Origin of the sequence: Kitasatospora sp. NPDC051705, from assembly GCF_044453265.1 — a bacterium.
Lineage (GTDB): Bacteria > Actinomycetota > Actinomycetes > Streptomycetales > Streptomycetaceae > Kitasatospora.
On the sequence record NZ_JBITCO010000045.1, the window covers coordinates 18,144 to 38,039 of the forward strand.

17 protein-coding genes are annotated in these 19,896 nt (G+C 74.4%); 11 read left to right on the forward strand and 6 right to left on the reverse strand.

Going from position 1 to position 19,896, the window contains the following annotated elements; translation table 11 throughout:
- Positions 1-40: 40 nt before the first annotated feature.
- Entirely contained in the window at positions 41-715 is a 675-nt protein-coding gene (locus ACIA8Q_RS32660) for a cysteine dioxygenase family protein (protein ID WP_360221442.1), read from the reverse strand.
- Between the two features lie 623 nt (positions 716-1,338).
- Here ACIA8Q_RS32660 and ACIA8Q_RS32665 point away from each other — a divergent pair.
- The 3 genes from ACIA8Q_RS32665 (at position 1,339) to ACIA8Q_RS32675 (ending at position 7,428) form a co-directional block, all read left to right on the forward strand.
- Complete coding sequence (locus ACIA8Q_RS32665; RefSeq protein WP_063349134.1) at positions 1,339-1,611, forward strand: WhiB family transcriptional regulator; 273 nt, start codon at positions 1,339-1,341, stop codon at positions 1,609-1,611.
- Between the two features lie 228 nt (positions 1,612-1,839).
- On the forward strand, positions 1,840-5,706 hold the full coding sequence (locus tag ACIA8Q_RS32670; RefSeq protein WP_360221439.1) for a glycosyltransferase: 3,867 nt from the start codon (positions 1,840-1,842) through the stop codon (positions 5,704-5,706).
- Positions 5,707-5,712: 6 nt separating this feature from the next.
- The gene (locus ACIA8Q_RS32675) at positions 5,713-7,428 is read left to right on the forward strand and encodes a DUF5719 family protein (protein ID WP_360221436.1); all 1,716 of its coding nucleotides are present in this window, start codon (positions 5,713-5,715) and stop codon (positions 7,426-7,428) included.
- A 65-nt stretch (positions 7,429-7,493) separates the two neighbouring features.
- Here ACIA8Q_RS32675 and ACIA8Q_RS32680 read toward each other — a convergent pair whose 3' ends face one another.
- Entirely contained in the window at positions 7,494-7,946 is a 453-nt protein-coding gene (locus ACIA8Q_RS32680; RefSeq protein ID WP_360221434.1) for a metallopeptidase family protein, read from the reverse strand.
- 240 nt (positions 7,947-8,186) lie between these two features.
- On the opposite strand from ACIA8Q_RS32680, the gene ACIA8Q_RS32685 reads away from it, so the two are divergent.
- The 6 genes from ACIA8Q_RS32685 to ahcY all read left to right on the forward strand — a co-directional run bounded on the left by ACIA8Q_RS32685 (position 8,187) and on the right by ahcY (position 14,617).
- Complete coding sequence (locus tag ACIA8Q_RS32685; protein WP_360221431.1) at positions 8,187-8,552, forward strand: DUF3499 domain-containing protein; 366 nt, start codon at positions 8,187-8,189, stop codon at positions 8,550-8,552.
- Positions 8,553-8,718: 166 nt separating this feature from the next.
- Positions 8,719-10,104, forward strand: coding sequence for a phosphomannomutase/phosphoglucomutase (locus ACIA8Q_RS32690; RefSeq protein ID WP_360221428.1), 1,386 nt, complete (start codon positions 8,719-8,721; stop codon positions 10,102-10,104).
- Positions 10,105-10,238: 134 nt separating this feature from the next.
- The gene (locus ACIA8Q_RS32695) at positions 10,239-10,421 is read left to right on the forward strand and encodes a Trm112 family protein (protein ID WP_218205801.1); all 183 of its coding nucleotides are present in this window, start codon (positions 10,239-10,241) and stop codon (positions 10,419-10,421) included.
- 81 nt (positions 10,422-10,502) lie between these two features.
- The gene (locus ACIA8Q_RS32700; RefSeq protein ID WP_396318236.1) at positions 10,503-11,753 is read left to right on the forward strand and encodes an SIS domain-containing protein; all 1,251 of its coding nucleotides are present in this window, start codon (positions 10,503-10,505) and stop codon (positions 11,751-11,753) included.
- Positions 11,754-11,851: 98 nt separating this feature from the next.
- Positions 11,852-12,829, forward strand: coding sequence for a cation diffusion facilitator family transporter (locus tag ACIA8Q_RS32705; protein WP_360221421.1), 978 nt, complete (start codon positions 11,852-11,854; stop codon positions 12,827-12,829).
- Positions 12,830-13,168: 339 nt separating this feature from the next.
- A complete protein-coding gene (gene ahcY, locus ACIA8Q_RS32710) occupies positions 13,169-14,617 on the forward strand; it encodes an adenosylhomocysteinase (RefSeq protein WP_360221418.1) in 1,449 nt (482 codons plus the stop codon).
- Between the two features lie 143 nt (positions 14,618-14,760).
- On the opposite strand, the gene ACIA8Q_RS32715 is transcribed toward ahcY, so the two are convergent.
- Positions 14,761-15,849, reverse strand: a complete 1,089-nt coding sequence (locus ACIA8Q_RS32715; protein ID WP_360221415.1) for a hypothetical protein — start codon at positions 15,847-15,849, stop codon at positions 14,761-14,763.
- Entirely contained in the window at positions 15,846-16,358 is a 513-nt protein-coding gene (locus ACIA8Q_RS32720) for a SigE family RNA polymerase sigma factor (RefSeq protein ID WP_360221412.1), read from the reverse strand. The genes ACIA8Q_RS32715 and ACIA8Q_RS32720 overlap by 4 nt, the downstream gene beginning before the upstream one ends.
- A gap of 110 nt (positions 16,359-16,468) precedes the next feature.
- On the opposite strand from ACIA8Q_RS32720, the gene ACIA8Q_RS32725 reads away from it, so the two are divergent.
- The gene (locus tag ACIA8Q_RS32725; protein ID WP_360221409.1) at positions 16,469-17,104 is read left to right on the forward strand and encodes a hypothetical protein; all 636 of its coding nucleotides are present in this window, start codon (positions 16,469-16,471) and stop codon (positions 17,102-17,104) included.
- A gap of 61 nt (positions 17,105-17,165) precedes the next feature.
- On the opposite strand, the gene ACIA8Q_RS32730 is transcribed toward ACIA8Q_RS32725, so the two are convergent.
- Positions 17,166-18,170, reverse strand: coding sequence for an RDD family protein (locus ACIA8Q_RS32730; RefSeq protein ID WP_360221406.1), 1,005 nt, complete (start codon positions 18,168-18,170; stop codon positions 17,166-17,168).
- Positions 18,171-18,454: 284 nt separating this feature from the next.
- Here ACIA8Q_RS32730 and ACIA8Q_RS32735 point away from each other — a divergent pair, with 284 nt between their 5' ends.
- Positions 18,455-19,459, forward strand: a complete 1,005-nt coding sequence (locus ACIA8Q_RS32735) for a stage II sporulation protein M (protein ID WP_360221403.1) — start codon at positions 18,455-18,457, stop codon at positions 19,457-19,459.
- 166 nt (positions 19,460-19,625) lie between these two features.
- Here ACIA8Q_RS32735 and ACIA8Q_RS32740 read toward each other — a convergent pair.
- Positions 19,626-19,896 (reverse strand): hypothetical protein (locus ACIA8Q_RS32740; protein ID WP_360221400.1); only part of this gene is annotated, 271 nt, incomplete at its 5' end.

A 19,896-nucleotide genomic window follows, 5' to 3' on the forward strand; every position in this document is an offset into this window, starting at 1 on the left:
GGCGGTGCGGCGGCGGGCCGACGGGAGGTCGGGCGGTCGGTCAGTGGGCCTCGGCCTGGGTGTGCGGGTGCTGCTCGGGGACGGCGGCGGCGCCGTACTGGGTCATCTCGGTGAGGCCCGGGGAGTAGAGGTGGATGGAGACGGCGGGTTCGAGCGCGCCGTTGACGACCTCGTGCAGGTAGCCGGGGGAGAAGACCCGCTGCCCGCCGGGGCGCAGGGTGCGGGCGACCGCGCCGCCGTGGGCACCCCCGGCGGACTGCTGGGGGAGGGTGAGGGAGCGCTCGATCAGCTCGCCCCGGACGACGGTCATCACGCCGGAGGACTCGCCGTGGTCGTGGAAGCCGCTGCTCTGGCCGGGCAGCCAGCTGAGCAGCCAGACCTCGTAGCCGGGGCCGGTCTCCAGCCGGGCGTACCAGCGGGTGAGGGCGTCGTAGCGGACGAGGGGTTCCCAGCGGTCGCGGTCGGCGGCGATCTCGCGGACCAGCCGGGCGTACTCGGCGACGGTGGTGGGGTGCTCCGGCAGGTCGGTGCGGGCCAGGTGCGGGAAGGCGAGCGGGTCGCCGGCGATGGAGACGTCGCTGAGGCCGTCGTCCCAGCCGGAGGTGCGGCGGTCGGCCGGGTGCTCGGTGGGGCGGGTGGCGGCGGGCGCGACGAGGCCTCGGCGGGCGAGTTTGTTGCGGTCGCGGTTCCGCTTGCGGATGCGGGTCATGCGCACGGGAGTCGTCCTCGGAGTGGCGGCTGGTTCGTCAGGGATCAGCCGGATCCGGGATGTCCTGGGGCGGGAATCGCGGGCGGCCTCTGTGCTTCCTGGGGGCGGCGCGCGGTGGGACGCGGGCGCCTAGATACAGCAGGAGCAGAGGCGACAACAGGAGTTCACGGCACGACGGAGCGTGGAACCGCTCCGGGGGCTGGTGAACTCTGACATGGAGGAAAGGAGACCGCATCGGCGGCGCCGGTGTCAAACCGGAGTATGGGGCGTTCAGGTGGGTTAGGTCCTGATCTTTCCCGGATGGGGTGATTAATCACTGTCTATGTTTCGATGGGAAGATCGCCGGGAAGGCAGGGCGATGACCGGCCTGTGATGGTGACCGAGCGTCACTCGGCCGATGGTTGCGAATGGTTCGATGACGTCCGGGGCTTTCGGGCAGAACGTCCGATGTGTCCGGATATGTACACTATTCGTAACGGCTTGGTGCCGGGGAGTGAATCCTGGCCCCAATACCAGAGCTCGGCTTGACTGGGCCAGAGTGACGCAACTGTAATTTCACTCGTGTCGTCGGCCGCACGAGGCAACGGCAACCACGGGGACGCCAAGTAGGGGCAGAGGAGGCGCGCCACATGAGCGAGCTCTTTGAGCTGTTGATCGGTGACGGCATCGCGGAGGAAGAGGAGGAACTCGGCTGGCAGGAGCGCGCGTTGTGCGCCCAGACCGACCCCGAGTCCTTCTTCCCCGAGAAGGGCGGCTCCACCCGCGAGGCCAAGAAGGTCTGCCTCGCCTGCGAGGTCCGCTCGGAATGCCTGGAGTACGCGCTCGCCAATGACGAGCGCTTCGGCATCTGGGGCGGCCTCTCCGAGCGCGAGCGGCGGCGGCTCAAGAAGAGCGCGGTCTGACCGGGTCGCCCCAGGGCCCCGTCAAGCCTCCGACAACCGCACAGCAGTACGGGCGCCTCACCGCGGTGGTGGGGCGCTTTCGTGTTCCCGGGCCCGGGCCCGCCCGGCCCTTCACCGCTTCCGCACCGGCACCGCGGACGAACCCGCCATCCGGAGCCGTTAGTGTGGTGCGCCATCCGGTTGCCGTTCACCGGCTGTGTCCACCGAGAACTGGGGCCCGCGCACTCGATGACCGTCTACAGCCACCAGAGCGGCTTCACCGCTGCCAGGCCGCCCGCCTACCCGCGCCACCTGGTCACCGCGGTGATCGTCTCGCACGACGGCGCCCGCTGGCTGCCGCAGGCCCTCGCCGGCCTGCTCGGCCAGGACCGCCAGGTCCAGCGGGTCCTCGCGGTCGACACCGGATCCACCGACAACTCCCCGCAGCTGCTCGCCGACACCCTCGCCGACTGGCTGCCGGAGAGCGGCCCGGTGATCCTCGGCCGCCGGGCGGGCTTCGGCACCGCCGTCGCCGAGGCCGTCTTCAACAGCCCGCCGCTGCGCCCCGAGGACCTCCCGTACCGGCTCGACCCGTCCGGCTACGACCCGGTCACCGGCGGCTGGGACGACTTCGGCGACCCGCTCGCCCAGGAGGACGACCTCGGCCGCGGCGGCCCGCGCGAGACCCAGCCGATCGAATGGCTCTGGCTGCTGCACGACGACTGCGAGCCGCAGACCGACGCGCTGCGCCGGCTCCTGCAGGTCGCCGACTCCACCCCCAGCGCCGCCGTCGTCGGCCCCAAGCTGCGCAGCTGGTACGACCGCCGGCAGCTGCTCGAGGTCGGCGTCACCATCGCCCACTCCGGCCGCCGCTGGACCGGGCTCGACCGCCGCGAGCAGGACCAGGGCCAGCACGACCAGGTCCGTCCGGTGCTCGCCGTCTCCAGCGCCGGCATGCTGGTGCGCCGCGACGTCTTCGAGGAGCTCGGCGGCTTCGACAAGGCGCTGCCGCTGATGCGCGACGACGCCGACTTCTGCTGGCGGGTCAACGCCGCCGGCCACCGCGTGGTGGTCGCCCCCGACGCCGTGCTGCGGCACGCCGAGGCGGCCAGCCGCGAACGCCGCGCCATCGACTGCGGCCCCTCCCACCCGCACCGGGTGGACAAGGCCGGCGCCGTCTACACCCTGCTCGCCAACTGCAAGGGCGCGCTCTTCCCCTACGTCCTGCTGCGGATGGTGCTCGGCACCCTGCTGCGGGCCGTCACCAACCTGCTCGGCAAGGACCCCCGGCAGGCCTTCGACGAGCTCGCCGGCCTCGGCCACGAGCTCGTCCGCCTCCCGAGGCTGCTGGCCGCCCGCAAGCGGCGCGCCCGGACCCGGGCCGCCGACGCCCTCGACGACCGCACGCTGTTCCCGCCGCCCGGCGCCACCACCCGGCTCGCCATCGAGGGCGTCATCGGGTCGCTCGGCATAGGGGGCGGCGACGACACCGGGGGCCGGCACGGCTCGGTCGAGGCCGGGCCCGGCGACGAGGACGCCGAGGACCTGGTCGTCGAGCAGTTCACGCTGGTCAAGAAGCTGGCCCGGCGCCCGGCGCCGGTCCTGTTCGCGGCCCTGCTGGTGTTCGCCCTGGTCGCCTGCCGCAGCCTGTTCGGCAGCGGCGAGCTGTTCGGCGGCGCCCTGCTCCCCGCCACGGACGGTGCGAGCGGCCTCTGGTCGATGTACGCGGACGCCTGGCACCCCGTCGGCACCGGATCCACCGCGGCCGCACCGCCGTACCTCGGCGTGCTCGCGGTGCTGTCCTGGACGCTGTTCGGCCACGCCGACCTCGCGCTCACCGCGCTGATCGTGCTCACCGTTCCGCTGGCCGCCGTCAGCGCCTACCTGGTGTCCCGGCCGCTGCTGGACTCCAAGCTGGTCCGCGCCTGGGCCAGCGCCACCTACGCGCTGCTGCCGGCCGCCACCGGCGCACTCGCCCAGGGCCGGATCGGCACCGCCGTGCTCGCCGTCCTGCTGCCGCCGCTGGCCCGCGCCGCGGCGATCGCGGCCGGCCTCGGCATCCGCGACGAGAGCGCCGCCAAGGGCGCCCGCCCGGGCTGGCGGCCGGTCTGGATGACCGTCCTGCTGCTCTCCCTCGCCACCGCCTTCGTCCCGCTGACCTGGGCGCTCGCGGTGCCGCTCTGCCTGGCGACGCTGGTCGTCGCCGTGCTGCGCGGCGGGGCCTTCGGCTCCGGCGGTGCCGCGCTGCGCCTGCTCGGCCTGCGCGTCCTGGTGATCCTCGCGGTGCCGGTCGGGGTGCTCGCGCCCTGGTCGCTCACGGTGCTGTCGCACCCGCAGTCGCTGTTGCTGGAGGCCGGTCTGCCGGGCCTGCACGGCGCCGGTGCGAGCGCGGTCGGCCTGCTGCTGGTCAACCCGGGCGGTGCCGGCGTGCCGCCGGTGTGGCTGTCGGCCGGTGTGGTGCTCGCCGCGCTCGCCGCGCTGCTGCGCGCCGACCGCCGCCGCGCGGTGCTGGCCGCCTGGGGTGCGGCCGGTGCCGGACTGCTCTTCGCGGTCGCGGTGGCCGGCACCTCGGTGACCCCGGCCTCCGGCGGCCCGGCCGTGCCCGCCTGGGCCGGCCCGGCCTCGCTGATCGCCGGGATCGCCCTGCTGGCCGCCGCCGCGATCGGTGCCGACGGCGCCAACGCGCGCGTGGCCGGGATCGCCTTCGGCTGGCGCCAGCCGGTGGCCGCGCTGGTGGTGGCCACCGCCGTGCTGGCCCCGCTGGGCACCGGTCTGTGGTGGGCGCTCACCGGCGCCGGCGGGCCGCTGCAGCGCGCCGCGGCCGGTCAGGTGCCCGCGTTCATCGCCGAGGAGGCCGGTACCTCCGACCGGGCCCGCACCCTCGTGGTCACCGGGGACCCGGCCGGCGGCGCCGTCCGCTACACCGTGGTCCGCGGCGCCGGCCTGACGCTCGGCCAGGCCGAGTCCACCGTCGACCCGGCGACCGGCACCCAGGCCGGCCTGAACAAGATGGTCGGCAGCCTGCTGGCCGGCTCCGGCGCCGACCAGGCCAGCGCACTGGCCGCCTACGGCATCGCCTACGTGCTGGTCGAGCAGCCGGTGATCGGCACCTACAAGGACGTCCTGGACACCACCCCCGGCCTGGTCAAGGCCAACCAGGACGGCGACTCCGCGCTCTGGCAGATCAACGGCGCCCCCGGGGTCCGCGCGGTGATCACCGCTCCGGGCGCCGCCCCGGTGGTCGTCCCCGCCGGGGTCCGCGACCTCGCGACGACCGTGCCGGCCGGCCCCGACGGCCGGGTGCTGCGGCTCGCCGAGTCCGCCGCCCCCGAGTGGCGGGCCACCCTGGACGGCACCGCGCTGGAGGCCGTCACGGTGGACGGCTGGGCGCAGGGCTTCAAGCTCCCGGCCGGCGGCGGCAAGCTGGCCGTCACCCGGGCGAACGGCTTCCTGCACACCGGCTGGATCTGGGCCCAGGTGCTGCTCGGCCTCACCGTCCTGGTGCTCGCCCTGCCCGGTCGCCGCAGCCACAAGGACGACGACCTGCCCGAGGAGGTGGTGGCCGCCGCCGCGCTGGCCGCCGCGGCCCAGGCGCAGGCGCCCGCCCCCGGCAGCCGCCGGGCCCGCCGGATGGCCGAGCGCGAGGGCGGCGAGGGCGGCGGGGACGGCTCCGACGAGGCCGGGGTCTACGAGGGCCGGCCGGGCGGCGTCCCGGCGCAGCCGGCCGGCGACCCGGTGACCGGGGCGGTCCAGGCGGCCGCCGCCGTCCAGGACGCCGAGCCGTACGCCGACCCGTACCAGACGTACCAGCAGGCCGACCCGTACAGCTACGACCAGTACGCGGCCCAGCAGCCGGTGTCCGCGCCGTACGGCGGCCAGGGCGAGTGGGAGTACCCCCAGGGGGAGGCCGGGGCGGGCTACCCGCAGCAGGCGTACCCGCAGCAGGGCTACGAGCAGCCGTACCAGCAGGACCAGCAGTACGGCTACGAGGCCTACCCGCAGACGGAGCACCAGCAGCCGTGGGTGCCGGGGCAGCCGCCGGCCGAGCCCTACTACGACCCGAACGACCCCAACGGCACGGGCCGGTACCCGCACCAGCACGGATCGGGGAGCTGACCCGCGATGAAGAAGCCCGCATTCAGGAAGAAGTCCGGGTCCGAGGCCCCCGACGCGGCCGGGCCCACCGAGGCCGAGCGGCCCGGGTACGCCCCGGAGGAGGCGCCGGAGGAGGCGTCGGCCGGCCGGCCCGCCGCCCGCTCCGGCGGCACCAGGACCACGCCGTCCCTGCTGGCCGCGGCCGTCGTGCTGGCGGCGGTCCTCGGGATCGCCGAGGCCCGCCCGCCGGCCGCCCCGGCGAAGGCCGACGGCGGTGTCGTCCCGAGCACCGCGCAGGTCGAACGGACGTCGGCGGTCTGCCCGCAGCCGCTCCAGGGCCTGACCGGCTCGACCACCCTGACCGCCTACACGCCGCCGGGCACGGGCGGCGCCACCACCGGTGCCGGCTGGCTCTCCGACGCCGCCGCGCCCGCCACCGCGCCGACCACCGCACCCGCGGCCACGCCGGCGCCGACCGGCTCGGCCACCCCGGCCCCCACCGGTTCGGGCGCCCCCGCGGACAAGGGCGGCGCACCCTCCGACGCCCGGCTGACCCTGGCCAAGCCGGGCACCCCGGCCACCGGCCCGGCCGCCAACGGCGACGCCGCCCCGGGCACCGGGGCCGTCGCCAACGGCGCCCTCGCCCCCGGGTTCACCGTCACCCAGACCACCGTGGTCACCGAGCAGCGCGGCCTCGGCCTGTCCGGCCTCACCTGCACCCCGGCCGGGACGGGCTTCTGGTTCGCCGGCGCCAGCACGGCCGGCGACCGGGTCGACTACGTCAGCCTGGTGAACACCGAGGCCGCCGCCGCCGTGGTCGACATCAAGCTGTACGGCGACAAGGGCCTGATCGACAACGACGCCGCCAACGGCATCACCGTCGCCCCCGGCAGCTCGCAGTCGGTGCTGCTGTCCACCCTCACCAAGGGCGCCGTCGGCGACCTCGCGGTGCACGTGGTCGTGCGCAGCGGGCGGCTCGGCGCGGCGCTGCACGCCGCCGACGGGAACAAGGGCGCCGACTGGATCCCGGCCTCGGCCGACCCGGCCGCCACCCAGGTCATGCCCGGCCTGCCCGCCGACGCGTCCGCGGCCCGCCTGGTGGTCTGGGCGCCGCCGGAGGACGACGCCGACCTGAAGATCCAGCTCTCCGGCAAGAACGGCTGGTTCACCCCGGCCGGCAACGAGACCATCCACGTCAAGGCGGGCATGGTGGCCGCCGTCGACCTGGGGAAGGTCACCCGCGACGAGGTCGCCGGGCTGCGGCTGTCGCCGACCGACGACAAGCACCCCACCCCGGTCGTGGCCGGCCTGCGGGTCGACCGGGCCGGGGGCAACGGCAAGAGCGACGCGGCCTGGCTCACCGGCAGCGCCCCGGTCGGTGCCCGCGCCACCGTCGCCGACAACCGGGCGGGCGCCTCGACGCTGTTCCTGACCTCCACCGGCGACGCCGCCACCGTCCGGGTCACCGCCTCGGCCGGCTCCGGCGGCGGCACCCCGGCGACCAAGGAGGTGCAGCTGCCGGCCGGCGGCACGGTCGCCCTCCCGGCGCCCGAGCCCGCCGGGCTGAACGGCACCTTCGCGCTCACCGTGGAGACCGTCTCCGGCGGCCCGGTGACGGCCGCCCGGATGCTCTCGCTGCCCGCCAAGGACGTGCCGATGTTCACCGTCCAGGCGCTGCGCGACGACCGCAGCACCGTCAAGGTCCCGCAGGCCGCCCAGGATCCGGGCGTCGTGCTGCGCTGATCCGCCGACGGGGGCGGTGCCCGGGTCCTCCGGGCACCGCCCCCGTCCGCACGGCCGCGCGGGGCTCAGTCCTCGTCGTAGCGCGGGTCGATGGCGTCCGGCGACAGCCCCAGCAGCTCGGCCACCTGCTCGATCAGGATCTCGTGCACCAGCGCCGCGCGGTCCTCCCGCGTCTTGGCCCGGATCTCCACCGGCCGCCGGTAGACCACGATCTGGCTCTTGCGCCCCTGCTTGCCCGGCGACACCCGCCCCAGCGGCACGCCGTCCTCGGTCTCGGCCGCGTCGGGCTCGTGCAGCGGCACCTCCTGGACGGCGAACTCCACCTCGATCAGCTGCGGCCAACGCCGTTCGAGACGCTCCACCGACTCGCGCACGTAGTCGTCGAACAGTTCGGAGCGGGTGAGCGAGATCGGCACCTGCGGCGGCGCCAGCGGGCCGCGCAGCCCCCTGCCGTGCCGGTCGCGGTGCCGGGGACGGCGCGAGGGTCCCGTCGATGACTGCGGTGCAGAGCTGTCCATATCACTGCCGAGGGTAGTCCTTGGACGGTCGGAAGTGGACTACTCCGACGGGGAAACGCCCGGGGTGGCGGGCGCACACCCGAGCGGGCGGGGCGATCGGAGCGCGGGAGGGGCGTGCCGCGCACCGTGCCCGCCGCGCGCGGCGAGGGGCTGTCAGGGGGTGCCCGGACCGCGACACGGCACACCCACCGGGCAGGCGGTCTTCGCTCCCCGGCGGGGAGTGCGGTACCGTCCACCCTCGTGAGCTCTGTACGTCGTTGTTCGCGGACCGCGTGCGGCCGGCCGGCCGTCGCGACGCTGACGTACGTCTACGCGGATTCCACCGCCGTCCTGGGCCCGCTCGCCACCTACGCCGAACCGCACTGCTACGACCTGTGCGCCGAGCACGCCGAGCGGCTCACCGCCCCGCGCGGCTGGGAGGTCGTCCGGCTCGCCGCCGAGGCCGGGCCGCTGCGCCGCAGCAGCGACGACCTGGAGGCGCTGGCCAACGCCGTCCGCGAGGCCGCCCGCCCGCAGACCCCCCGTCAGGGCCGCTCGCCCGAGGGCGATTCCACCGAGGCCGGCCGCCGCGGCCACCTCCGGGTGCTGCGCTCCCCGGACAACTGACGCCTCGCCCCGCGCCGGGCGCTCCACCGGCCCGGGTACGCTGCCGGTCTACCGTCACCGCGTCCCGTCGACCGAACGGGCGGTGACCCCGACGTATCGTGACCGTGTGCGGCCAGCCGCCGATCACACGGACACCGACCAGTACAGAGACCAGGGTGGAGCCGCAGTGCGCGACCTCAAGCAGCTCGTGAAGGCGTACGACGTCCGAGGCGTCGTCCCGGACCAGTGGGACGAGCACCTGTCCCGCGCCTTCGGCGCCGCGTTCGTGCAGGTCACCGGCGCGTCCGCGATCGTGGTCGGCCACGACATGCGGCCCTCCTCCCCGTCGCTCAGCCGGGCCTTCGCCGAGGGCGCGGCCGCCTACGGCGCCGACGTGGTCCAGATCGGCCTCTGCTCGACCGACCAGCTCTACTACGCCAGCGGCAAGCTCGACCTGCCCGGCGCGATGTTCACCGCCAGCCACAACCCGGCCCAGTACAACGGCATCAAGCTGTGCCGCGCCGGCGCCGCCCCGGTGGGCCAGGACACCGGCCTCTCCGAGATCCGCGAGCTGGTCGAGTCCTGGACCGCCGAGGACGACACCGTCACCGTGCCCGTCGTGGACGTCAAGCCCGGCGCGCTCTCCGAGCAGGACACCCTGCGCGGCTACGCCGACCACCTGCTCGGCCTGGTCGACCTCACCGCGATCCGCCCGCTCAAGGTCGCCGTCGACGCGGGCAACGGCATGGGCGGCCACACCGTGCCGACCGTCTTCGCCGGCCTGCCGATCGACCTCGTCCCGATGTACTTCGAGCTGGACGGCACCTTCCCCAACCACGAGGCCAACCCGCTCGACCCGAAGAACATCGTCGACCTCCAGGCCCGGGTCCGCGAGGTCGGCGCCGACATCGGCCTGGCCTTCGACGGCGACGCCGACCGCTGCTTCGTCGTCGACGAGCGCGGCGAGCCGGTCTCCCCGTCCGCCATCACCGCGCTGGTCGCCGCCCGCGAGATCGCCCGCGCCCAGGCCGCCGGCGAGGCCGAGCCGACGATCATCCACAACCTGATCACCTCCTGGACCGTCCCCGAGGTGGTCCGCGAACTCGGCGCCACCCCGGTGCGCACCCGGGTCGGCCACTCCTTCATCAAGCAGGAGATGGCCGTCACCGACGCCGTCTTCGGCGGCGAGCACTCCGCGCACTACTACTTCCGCGACTTCTGGCGCGCCGACACCGGCATGCTGGCCGCCCTGCACGTGCTGGCCGCGCTCGGCGGACAGGACGGCACGCTGTCCGCGCTCACCGCCGAGTACGACCGGTACGCCGCCTCCGGCGAGATCAACAGCACCGTCGCCGACCAGGCCGCCAGCACCGCCGCCGTCCGCGCCGCCTACGCCGGCCTGGAGGGCACCACCGTCGACGAGCTGGACGGCCTCACGGTGGCCGGCCCGGACTGGTGGTTCAACCTGCGCGCCTCCAACACCGAGCCGCTGCTGCGCCTCAACGTCGAGGCCAAGGACCCGGCCCGGATGGCCGAGCTGCGCGACGGCGTGCTCGCCGTCGTCCGCGGCTGAGCCCCGCGCCCGAGCCCCGCGCCCCGGTACCGCCGGGGCCCGTGCCCGGTGCCCCGGCCGGTAGGGTTGCCTATCGGCCGGGGCACCGCCGCGCCACCCCCCGACTTACCGGCTTCTGACCCTTGGAGAGCCCCATGAAGCTCGAATCCTTCCTGCTGGAGATCCTGGTCTGCCCGCAGTGCCGGGCCGCGCTCACCGAGGGCGGCACCGAGGAGCAGCCCGAGCTGGTCTGCACCGGGACGGACTGCGGGCTCGCCTACCCCGTCCGCGACGGCATTCCGGTCCTGCTGGTGGACGAGGCCCGCCGCCCGGCGTGATCCTGGGGGCGAAGCCCCACCCCGCCAGCCCCAGAGCTCCCCGCCCAGCGCGGCACAGGACAGCAGCCGGAGGCCCGCCGCATGCTCGACGACACCCTGCTCGACGACCCGGCCGCCCTCCAGCGCGCCGACCGCGACCGCGCCCTGCTGGCCCTGGCCGGCTCCGGCGCGCGGGTGCGCACCGCGCTGCGGCTGGCCGACGCGGCCGGACTGGACCGGCTGCGCCCGGACGGCCGCCCGCGCGCCGTCCTGGTCGCCGGCCACGGCAGCGCCCTGACCGCGGCCGAGATCCTGGCCGCGCTGGCCGGCCACGCCAGCCTGATCACCCCGCTGCCGCCGACCGAGGCGGCCGCCCCGCGCGGCGACCGGGCCGGCGGCCCGCCCGCCTTCACCACCGGGCTCGGCTGGCAGCTGCCAGGCTGGGCCGGCCCGCTCGACCTGCTGGTGGTCAGCTCCGCGGACGGCGGCGAGCCCGGCCTGGTCAGCCTCGCCGAGCAGGCCTACGCGCGCGGCTGCGCCGTCGTGGTCACCGCCCCGGCGGGCAGCCCGCTGGCCGAGGCAGCCCTGCAGGTGCGGGCGCTGCCGCTGCCGTACGTGACCGGCGGGTCCGCCGAGGACGAGGCCCCGGCCGGGGCCGCCGCCGAGCCGGACCTCCCCGCCGAGGACCCGGCCGCGCTCTGGTCCCACCTCACCCCGCTGCTGGCGCTCGCCCAGAAGGTCGGCATCACCCAGCTGCCGTACGACGCGCTGCCGGCCGTCGCCGACCTGCTGGACGCGACGGCCGTCCGCTGCCGTCCCGACGCCGCCGCGTACACCAACCCGGCGAAGGGCCTGGCCGCACGGCTGGCCGGGACCGTCCCGCTGCTGTGGGCCGACGGCCCGATCGCGGGGGCGGCCGCCGCCCGGTTCGCCGCCCAGCTGGCCGACCGGGCCGGCCGCCCGGCGCTGGCCGGCCTGCTGCCGCAGACGCTCACCGCCCACCGCGGCATGTTCACCGGCCAGTTGGGTGCCGGCGCGGACCCGGACGACTTCTTCCGCGACCGGGTCGACGAGCCGGACCCGCTGCACCTGCAGGTCCTGCTGCTGCGGCACGCCCCCGGCGCGGCCGGCGGCGCGGACGACGCGGCGGACGGCCCGGTCGAGGTGCCGGAGGACGACCCGGGACCGCGCAGCTTCGGCGTCAGCCGGGCGCACCGGCTGGCCGGCGCCCACGACGTCCGGCTGACCGAGTACGCGAGCACCCGGCCGGACGCCCTGCACGCGCTCGCCGACCTGATCGCGCTGACCGACTTCGCGGCCGTCTACCTGGGGCTGGCCGCCGCCCAGTCCTGAGACGCGGGGCCCGCCGCCCCGGCCGGCCGGTACGGTAAGCGCTCGACGACACCCCGACAGCGCGGCACGGCCGGCTTCACCCGCGGAGGACCCCGAGCATGAGTACCGAAGGCGGCACCAAGGCACTGGTCGCGGCACTGTCCGCGAACCTGGCGATCGCGGCGGCCAAGTTCGCGGCCTTCGGCTTCACCGGCTCCTCGTCGATGCTGGCCGAGGGCGTGCACTCGGTGGCCGACTCGGGCAACCAGGTGCTGCTGCTGATCGGCGGCAAGCGGGCGCGCCGGGAGGCCGACGAGGCCCACCCGTTCGGGTACGGCCGCGAGCGCTACATCTACGGCTTCCTGGTGGCGATCGTCCTCTTCACCGTCGGTGGCCTCTTCGCCATCTACGAGGGCTGGCACAAGGTCAGCCACCCCGAGGCGCTGGACTCCTGGGGCTGGGCGGTCGGCGTGCTGCTCTTCGCCATCGTCATGGAGGGCTGGTCCTTCCTGACCGCGATGCGCGAGTCGGTGAAGGCCAAGGGCGGCCAGGGCTGGGTGCAGTTCATCCGCACCGCCAAGGCCCCCGAGCTGCCCGTGGTGCTGCTGGAGGACACCGGTGCGCTGATCGGCCTGGTGCTGGCCCTGATCGGCGTGTCGCTCACCGTCGTCACCGGGGACGGCGTCTGGGACGGCGTCGGCACCCTGTGCATCGGCGTCCTGCTGGTGGTGATCGCCGTGGTGCTCGCGCTGGAGACCAAGTCGCTGCTGCTCGGCGAGTCCGCCGACCGGGAGTCGGTGCAGCGGATCCGCGAGGCGCTGGTGGACGGCGAGGCCGTCACCGGGGTGATCCACATGCGGACCCTGCACCTCGGCCCGGAGGAGCTGCTGGTCGCCGCCAAGATCGCCGTCAACGCGGAGGACAGCGCTGCCCGGGTGGCGGCCGCGATCGACGAGGCCGAGGTGCGGGTCCGGGCGGCCGTCCCGATCGCCCGGGTGATCTACCTGGAGCCCGACGTCTACAGCGCCGAGAAGGCCGCCGCGGGCGAGGACCCGGCGGCGACCCCGGGCGGGCCGGGGCCCGCGCCCGCGCACTGACGCGCCCGGCCCCCGGGGTTGGGGTCGCGCTTGAGGACCGATCGCATCCGGGGCCGAAAACGGTCATCGCAGGACGGCCGACGGGGCCACCGGTGTAGATTCGTCACCAGAGCCAGAACGTCGCTGCTGATGGCGGTCGATCGGCGGTCCGCACCCGTAGGGTGTGCCCCGGTCGAGGGAGAGAGGTCCTCCGACGGTTTGTGCTGCGCAGCAGGGAACCGGTCCACCACCACGTGACCCGGCCACCCGGCGTAGCCGTGCACCCGTACGGCCCCGCCGCGCCGCGACGGCACACCAGGACCTTGGCCATGCCCCACCCCATCAGCGAGGAGCAGACGCATGTCGACCGACATCACCGGTGACTTCAAGGTCGCCGACCTTTCCCTGGCGCCGTTCGGCCGCAAGGAGATCCAGCTGGCCGAGCACGAGATGCCCGGCCTGATGTCCATCCGCGCCGAGTACGCGCAGTCCCAGCCGCTGGCCGGCGCCCGCATCACCGGCTCGCTGCACATGACCGTGCAGACCGCCGTCCTGATCGAGACCCTGACGGCGCTGGGCGCCGAGGTCCGCTGGTGCTCCTGCAACATCTTCTCCACCCAGGACCACGCGGCCGCCGCCATCGCCGTCGGCCCCGAGGGCACCCCGGAGAACCCGCAGGGCGTGCCGGTCTTCGCCTGGAAGGGCGAGACCCTGGAGGAGTACTGGTGGTGCACCGAGCAGGCGCTGACCTGGCCTGACGGCCAGACCCCGAACATGATCCTGGACGACGGCGGCGACGCCACCCTGCTGATCCACAAGGGCGTCGAGTTCGAGAAGGCCGGCGCCGCGCCGGACCCGTCCACCGCGGACAACGACGAGTTCCGGATCATCCTGGAGCTGCTCAACCGCACCCTCAAGGACACCCCGAACAAGTGGACCGAGGTCGCCGCCACCATCAAGGGCGTGACCGAGGAGACCACCACCGGCGTCCACCGCCTGTACGAGATGCACCGCGACGGCAAGTTGCTGTTCCCTGCGATCAACGTCAACGACTCGGTCACCAAGTCGAAGTTCGACAACAAGTACGGCTGCCGCCACTCGCTCATCGACGGCATCAACCGCGCCACCGACGTCCTGATCGGCGGCAAGGTCGCGGTCGTCTGCGGCTACGGCGACGTCGGCAAGGGCTGCGCCGAGTCGCTGCGCGGCCAGGGCGCCCGCGTCATCGTCACCGAGATCGACCCGATCTGCGCGCTCCAGGCGGCGATGGACGGCTACCAGGTCGCCACCCTGGAGGACGTCGTCGAGACGGCCGACATCTTCATCACGACCACGGGCAACAAGGACATCATCCTGGCCTCCCACATGGCGCGGATGAAGCACCAGGCCATCGTCGGCAACATCGGCCACTTCGACAACGAGATCGACATGGCCGGCCTGGCCCAGCTGCCGGGTGTCGTCAAGACCGAGGTCAAGCCGCAGGTCCACGAGTGGCGCAAGGCCGACGGCCGCACCATCATCGTGCTCTCCGAGGGCCGCCTGCTGAACCTGGGCAACGCGACCGGCCACCCGTCGTTCGTGATGTCCAACTCCTTCGCCAACCAGACGATCGCCCAGATCGAGCTGTTCACGAAGACCGCGCAGTACCCGATCGGCGTCTACGTGCTGCCGAAGCACCTGGACGAGAAGGTCGCCCGCCTGCACCTCGACGCGCTGGGCGTGAAGCTGACCACCCTGACCCAGGAGCAGGCCGACTACATCGGCGTCCCGGTCGAGGGCCCGTACAAGGCGGAGCAGTACCGCTACTGATGCGGTGACGCCGCTTGCTGATGCGGTGACGCCGCCGCGGCGGCGGGCAGGAACGCCGGTGGCCGGCACCCCGGGCGGGGTGTCGGCCACCGGCGTTCGCGCGTTCCTGCGGCGTCCGCGGCCGTCCGCGGGCCGTCCGCGGCTCAGGGGACGATGACGTCGGAGGTCCAGCTGCTCCGGTCGGGGCCGAGCGGCGTGGTGTGGGCGAGCATCCAGTCGAGGCCGCCGAGCTGTTCCAGGGAGGCGGGCATGCCTGCCCCGGCGCTGACGGAGACCTCCACGCCGTTCCGCACGGCGACCAGCGGCGGGTTCGGGTCGGTGAACGGGGAGCCGTCCGTGCTGGTGTAGCTCGCGTGGGGCCCGTCCGGGCGCAGGGAGACCGAGACGTTCCTGCCGTCGACCTGGAACATCACCCACAGGGCCCAGGCGCCCACACCGTCGGTGTCCGGCTGCGAGAGCAGGACGTCGGTGGCCTTGAACGCCTCCGGCAGACCGGTGAACCGCACCGGCAGCGGGACGTTCCAGTGGCCGAACCGTACGTCCCGGGCGGCCCGGTGGAGGATCTCCTCGGTGACGTCCCCGGCCTTGCCGCCGTAGCCCGTGATCTCCGCCCAGCGCCCGGAGGCCGTCAGCCAGCGCAGCGTGGGCTGCGGGGAGACACCGGGCCGGGGCCGACCGGGGACGACCCAGTAGGCCGTGCGCCCGTCGATCGGCTCGGCGTCGACCCTGGCGAGCGCGTCGCCGACGGAGTTCCTCATCGGTGGCTCCTCGCCGGGCCCGTACTGCGAGAGCAGGATGCGCGGGGCGTCCTCGCCGATGCCACGGGCCTGGGCGGAGATCCCGTGGTAGCCGGTCTCGTAGCCGATGCCCCGCTCGCCACCGGCCCAGTCGGGCAGCCAGCCGAAGTGCACCTCGGTGGTCAGCGGGTCGACGCCGACCGGGGTCGGTGCGGCGGACGGCGAGGGCGACGCGGACGGGGAGGGCGAACCGGTCGCCGTGGGGGCGGCCGGTGCCGGTGTGCTGGCGGAGCCGCCCCCCGGGGCCACCAGCGCGGTGGTCGTGATCACCGCGGCGGTCACGACGGCGACGGCGCCGACCGCGACGAGCCGGCGGCGGCGCAGCCGGGCGGCGCCCTCGGCGACGGACCGGCCGGCGTCGAAGCGCGCCGGCGGTGCGGGCCCGTCGGCGAGTGCCGCCAGCCGAGCGGTCAGGTCGTGCTCCTCGGTGGTCATGGCGTCCTCTCGGCGATGGCGGGACGGGGTGAGAGGGTGCCGCGCAGGGTGCCCAGCGCGCGGGAGCTCTGGCTCTTGACGTTCCCGGACGAACAGCCCAGGGCCTCGGCGGCCTGCTCGATCGACAGGTCGCAGTAGTAGCGGAGCACCACCGTGGCCCGTTGCCGGGGCGGGAGGGCGGCCAGCGCCTGGCGCAGGTCCAGCGAGGCGTCCAGGTCGACGCCGCCGGCCGCCGTGTCCGGGTCGGGCTCCGAGCGGACGGTGCGGCGCCACCAGGGGGAGCGCTGCTCGGCCAGGAACGTGTTCACCAGCACCCGGCGGGCGTAGCCGTCCCGGTTCTCCATCCGGGCGGCCCGCGCCCAGTTCACGTACAGCTTGGTGATCGTCTCCTGGACCAGGTCGTCGGCCCGGTGCCAGTCCCCGCACAGCAGATAGGCGACCTTCCGCAGCCAGCCGCTCCTGGAGGCCACGTACTCCGTGAACTCCTCGTCGCGCGTCTGCTTCGCCATCTGCACCCCCTCTCGTCAGGTCGGCGGCACCGGCCCGGTGCCGCCCACACCTCTAATGCGCGGGTCACCGGAGAACGTTGCACGCGACCTGCGCACGTAGGCTTTCGGGCATGCCCAACGGCCGTTACTCGCTCCACGACACCCACGACCACGTGCTGCTCGGCGAGGAGCGCTTCAGCTGCGCCCCCGGCGCGGCCGGGTGGCGCTACGTCTCCAAGACCTACGCACCGGACGGCCGGGTCCTCGGGGGCCTCGACCTCACCCTGGACTCGCGGGCCAGGCCGTTGCGGATGGAGGTCAGGGCCGGCGGCTGGCAGGTGCGCGGCGGCGCGGTCGACGGCGTCGCCTGGGTCCGCACCGACGCGGCCGACCCGGGCGGCGAGCACGCCGTGGAGGGGCACGACCGGGCCCACGGGTTCACCGGCAGCTCGCCGGCCTTCCTCGTCGCCACCGCCCGGCTGCTGAGGCTGCGGGAGGGGGCGAGCGCGCGGGTGCGGCTGGTCGCCTTCACCGACCCGGTGCTGGCGCCGCGCACCTTCGACCAGGGGTGGCTGCTGGAGGGCGTCGACACGCACGCGACGGACTCGGGGCCGCTGCTGGTCGAGCGGTACCAGGTGGCGGACCTGGAGACCGGGGAACAGCAGGTCGTGCACCTCGCCGGGGACGTGGTGCTGGCGGCGGGCGGGATCGAACTGGAGGAGCTGGCGTCGCCGCCGAACGCCTGGCCGCTGGAGTTCGGGGAGTAGGGGGCGGCCGGCCCGTGCGGGAGGGTGCGGGTCGCCCGCGCTCCGGTGGCTTCGGGCGGTGTCAGGCGGGTGGGGCGAATCCGGTGCCGGCGGTGGGTTCGGCCGGTGCGGCGGGCTTCTCGAACGAGGGGGCGGCGGGTGCCGGCGCCGGAGTCGGAGTCTGCGCCGGAGTCGGCGCGGGTGCGGGCACGGGTGCCGTCGGAACGCCGAGGACGCGGAGCGGTCGGCCGTCCGGGGCGGTCGGCTGGTGGGCCTGCGCCGGCGCGTGCGGGGGAGCGGGCGCCGCGGCGGCGGCAGTGCGCCACTGCTCCTGGGCCCGCGACCACTCCCGCCGCTGGCGTTCGGTGAGCACGGCGCCCAGGTAGGCGGCGGGGTGCAGGCCCGGGGCCACCGGGAGACCGGTCCGGTCGGCGACGTCGTCGGCCAGTCCGGTGGCCATCCGCAGTGCCACGGACCGGTCCAACTGGCCTATGCGGCCGAGCAGTTGGCGGACGGCCAGCCATAGCGGCTCCGGCACCGCGGAGAGGTCCATCGCGACCAGCTCGCGCCCCATCGACTGCAGCAGGTGCGGGTGCACCGGCGGCAGCGGGGACGCCGCGGCGCCGCCGGGGGTGCGCTCGCGGACCACGACCGTCCCGGCGAAGACGTCGCCCAGCCGTCGGCCGTCCGCGTTCACCATCGAGGCGATCACCGCCGGAACCCCCGTCAGGGCGACCAGCTCCATGAAACCGACCAGTCCCCGCACCAACGAGTGCCGGAACCGCACCGGGCCGCCGTCGCTGCGCACCACCCGCAGGCCGAGCGCCGCCTTGCCGAGCGAACGGCCGTGGCTGAGGGTCTCGACCATCACGGGCACGGCCACCAGGAAGAACACCAGCAGCCCGAGCAGGAGGGCGGCCAGCGCCGCGCCGTCCAGACCGATCAGGGTGATGCTCAGCACGAGCGAGACCAGCAGCAGAGCGGCGAACTCCACGACCAGGTCGAGCACGATCGCCAGCGCCCGGCTCGGAAGCTTCGCCGTCTGCAGGTCGAGGACGACCGCCTCACCCGTCACCAGGTCGCTCAAGACACCTGTCCGTTCACACTCGTGGAGCCCGTGCGGCTCCCTCGTGGAGATCGCCGCGAGCGGCGTGGCCGGGGGAGGGACGACAGCGGACCGGCCCCCACGACCCGCTCTCCGCAGCCTGGTCCGCAGCCGCCAACATACGGCGCGCGGCGGGCGCACGGGAAGTGAGATCCCGGGGGCCGGGACCCCCGTGGCTGCTGGCATGCTGGGCCGCACGTGTCCGTACGTACCCGCCCGCCCGCGACCGCGCCCCTCGTGGCCACCGCCGACCAAGGAGCCGCCGAATGGACCTGGACGTCTTCGTCGCCACCCACCAGCGGGAGTGGGCCCGGCTGGACGCCCTCGCCCGACGGCGCCGGCTCACCGGCGAGGAGACCGACGAACTGGTCACCCTCTACCAGCGCGCCACCGGGCACCTCGCGAAGGTCCAGGCCGCCGCGCCGGACCCCGCGCTGCTGAGCCGGCTGACCGGACTGGTCTCGCGGGCCCGCAGCGCGGTCACCGGGTCGCGCAGCAGCGGCTGGCACGACGTCGCCCGCTACTACGCGGTCAGCTTCCCGGCCGCGCTGTACCGCGCGCGCCGCTGGTGGCTGCCGGTGGCCGTCGTCTCGCTGCTCGCCACGGCGCTGCTCGCCTGGTGGATGGCCACCCACCCCGAGGTGCGCAACAGCCTCATCGCCCCCGACCAGCTGCGGGAGATGACCCGCCCCGGCGGCCAGTACGAGGCGTACTACTCGGACCGCCCGGCGAGCTCCTTCGCCGCCCAGGTCTGGACGAACAACGCCTGGATCGCCGTGCAGTGCCTGCTGTTCGGGATCGCCCTCGGGCTCCCGGTGCTCTGGGTGATGTGGACCAACGTGGTCAACCTCGGCATCGGCATCGGCCTGATGGCCTCCGCCGGCCGCCTCGACGTCTTCCTCGGGCTGCTCGTTCCGCACGGCCTGCTGGAACTCACCGCGGTCTTCGTGGCCGGCGGTCTCGGCCTGCGCCTGGGCTGGACGGTCATCGACCCCGGCCCGCGGACCCGCGGAACGGCCCTGGCCGAACAGGGCCGCGTCATCATCGGCATGTCGATCGGACTCGCGACGGTGCTCGCCGTCTCCGGCGTCCTCGAAGCCTTCGTGACGCCCTCCGGCCTGCCGACCTGGGCGCGCATCTCCATCGGCGTGCTGGCCGAGGTGGCATTCCTCCTCTATGCACTGGTGCTCGGTCGAAGGGCCGCCCGGTCCGGCGAGGTCGGAGACCTGGACGCGGCCGACAGCGCGGACCTGCAGCCCGTCGCGGCGTGAGGCGATGTGATCCACAGGCCTCTGACCTGCTACTCTTCTCGCATCCCAGCCGAACCATTGACGTGGTCGGGGTGGGCTAGTAGGTTTGAACGGTTGGGACTGACTGGACAACGGTCGGGCCCGGGCGTTAGTGTCTACGACACCGCCGAATCGAGGCGAGCGCGTTTCACGAAATGCGCGCCCTCCGACGAAGCAAATCCCACGGACTGAGCAAGCCGAAAGCTTTGATAAGCTTCGGAGCGAAGTTTGCAGGAAATCCCACCAGCGGGAATTCAGAAAAACGAAGCCGGTAAGAAACGGCCGCGAGGATCTGATAAGCTGGGAACACGAAAGAACGAAGCACCCGGAGGGCCTGCTGGAAGGCAGACCGAAGGAAGTGTCCGTTCCTTGAGAACTCAACAGCGTGCCAAAAGTCAACGCCAGATATGTTGACATCC

What these genes read in the sequence shown, in the direction of transcription:
- ACIA8Q_RS32735 (WP_360221403.1), top strand. Translation starts at nt 18,455, where the DNA reads ATGGACCTGGACGTCTTCGTCGCCACCCACCAGCGGGAGTGGGCCCGG.
- ACIA8Q_RS32700 (WP_396318236.1), top strand. Translation starts at nt 10,503, where the DNA reads ATGCTCGACGACACCCTGCTCGACGACCCGGCCGCCCTCCAGCGCGCC.
- ACIA8Q_RS32675 (WP_360221436.1), top strand. Translation starts at nt 5,713, where the DNA reads ATGAAGAAGCCCGCATTCAGGAAGAAGTCCGGGTCCGAGGCCCCCGAC.
- ACIA8Q_RS32720 (WP_360221412.1), bottom strand. Translation starts at nt 16,358, where the DNA reads ATGGCGAAGCAGACGCGCGACGAGGAGTTCACGGAGTACGTGGCCTCC.
- ACIA8Q_RS32680 (WP_360221434.1), bottom strand. Translation starts at nt 7,946, where the DNA reads ATGGACAGCTCTGCACCGCAGTCATCGACGGGACCCTCGCGCCGTCCC.
- ahcY (WP_360221418.1), top strand. Translation starts at nt 13,169, where the DNA reads ATGTCGACCGACATCACCGGTGACTTCAAGGTCGCCGACCTTTCCCTG.
- ACIA8Q_RS32705 (WP_360221421.1), top strand. Translation starts at nt 11,852, where the DNA reads ATGAGTACCGAAGGCGGCACCAAGGCACTGGTCGCGGCACTGTCCGCG.
- ACIA8Q_RS32715 (WP_360221415.1), bottom strand. Translation starts at nt 15,849, where the DNA reads ATGACCACCGAGGAGCACGACCTGACCGCTCGGCTGGCGGCACTCGCC.
- ACIA8Q_RS32695 (WP_218205801.1), top strand. Translation starts at nt 10,239, where the DNA reads ATGAAGCTCGAATCCTTCCTGCTGGAGATCCTGGTCTGCCCGCAGTGC.
- ACIA8Q_RS32665 (WP_063349134.1), top strand. Translation starts at nt 1,339, where the DNA reads ATGAGCGAGCTCTTTGAGCTGTTGATCGGTGACGGCATCGCGGAGGAA.
- ACIA8Q_RS32670 (WP_360221439.1), top strand. Translation starts at nt 1,840, where the DNA reads ATGACCGTCTACAGCCACCAGAGCGGCTTCACCGCTGCCAGGCCGCCC.
- ACIA8Q_RS32725 (WP_360221409.1), top strand. Translation starts at nt 16,469, where the DNA reads ATGCCCAACGGCCGTTACTCGCTCCACGACACCCACGACCACGTGCTG.